This window comes from Exiguobacterium sp. s43, from assembly GCF_018617255.1.
GTDB lineage: Bacteria > Bacillota > Bacilli > Exiguobacteriales > Exiguobacteriaceae > Exiguobacterium > Exiguobacterium profundum.
Map to the genome: position 1 here is coordinate 1 of NZ_JACSJT010000011.1, position 1377 is coordinate 1377.

2 protein-coding genes are annotated in these 1377 nt (G+C 35.7%); both read left to right on the top strand.

Translation table 11 applies throughout. The features are described 5' to 3' along the window. Window positions 1-612, top strand: a 612-nt coding sequence (locus KNO79_RS15405) for an RHS repeat-associated core domain-containing protein (protein ID WP_214691719.1), incomplete at its 5' end; no start/stop codon positions are given. A gap of 3 nt (window positions 613-615) precedes the next feature. Further along, entirely contained in the window at window positions 616-987 is a 372-nt protein-coding gene (locus tag KNO79_RS15410; RefSeq protein ID WP_214691720.1) for a hypothetical protein, read from the top strand. The last annotated feature ends 390 nt before the right edge of the window (window positions 988-1377 follow it).

A 1377-nucleotide genomic window follows, 5' to 3' on the forward strand; every position in this document is an offset into this window, starting at 1 on the left:
CCAATCCGTTATGCCTCGTATTACTACGATGAGGATTTGAAGCTTTACTATTTGATGGCACGTTATTATCATCCGGAGCATGCGGTGTTTCTATCGGTTGATTCTATATTAGATAGTGACGAATCGATTGAGATGGCAAATGGATATAGCTATGTTACAAATAACCCAATTATTCGAATCGATTCTACCGGGTTAGTTCAACAAGATATAAAAACCTCGTATGGTGGAGGAGCAAACCTTCCTAAGAATAAAAATACAAATAATAAAGTAATAAAAACAATAAAAAATTTTTTTGGTTCTTCAAAAACCATGAGAGGTCGATCCAGTGTATCAAATAGTGCATTTGGATCATTGAGTACTAGAAATATTCCAAATATGTCAAAGAAACAAATATTAGATAAAATACCTAAAAATTGGAAATATACAGAAAACAACGGTTTTGTTCATGTTAGAGATGGAAGTGGTCGATTACGGATGAGAATCGATCCACCAGACAATAAAACTAAATATCACCATGTTCACTTGTTTAATCAGACAGGTCAGCCTCTAAATAAGAACATGAAGGTTGTAGATAGAAAAAGTCGTGATGCACATATACCTTATAGAAGGTGAGGAATGAAAATGAATGTACAAGAGATTTTAAATGAATTTGAAAAAATATATTATTGGGATGCTCGAGTTCTTGGGTTTGATTGCCGGTATTATGGAGATGAAGTTTTACTAAAAATCGAAGAAGAAAATGAGAATTATCACCATCAGATTGAATTTTTAGGGTGTATAAAAGTAGACATATCTGCTCCATTAGATGATCGGATAGCACCTGTAAGAGAATTAACTAGATTACAGCTCCCCTATTTCATGCATGATGTTAGTATTACAAGTTATGTACTTGAAGAAACAGAGATATTTGTATGTAATCTGTTGTTCCCACCAGCAAGCGCTGAAATTCATTTCACTAAGATTAAAATTGGGAAGGAATACCATTGATAGACACCAAAGTGAATATTTTAAAAAATAATTAGTAACATAAATCCTTAAAAAACGCTAAAAAAAATGAGATTGCTGAATTTGATATGCTTCCCATTAGGTAGACAGTTGAAATAACAAATCTGTTTATCTGACTGGGGAGTTTTTTTATGGCGTGAAGTCGACATTCTCCAGAAAAAACTTGGATGCGCTGCGCATGATTTAAACATATACATGTAAGGAAATCATGGAGGTTCATCACGTCTCTGTGAATACCCTCCGGCTGTGGAAGTTGGGAATCGTATCGAAGATGGGCGCTTGGCGTACACGTGGGATGCCTTGGGTAACCTGACTGCAATCCAAGAGACTGGCGGTACGAAAGCATGGCAGTTCACCTATGACGAGCAGGGA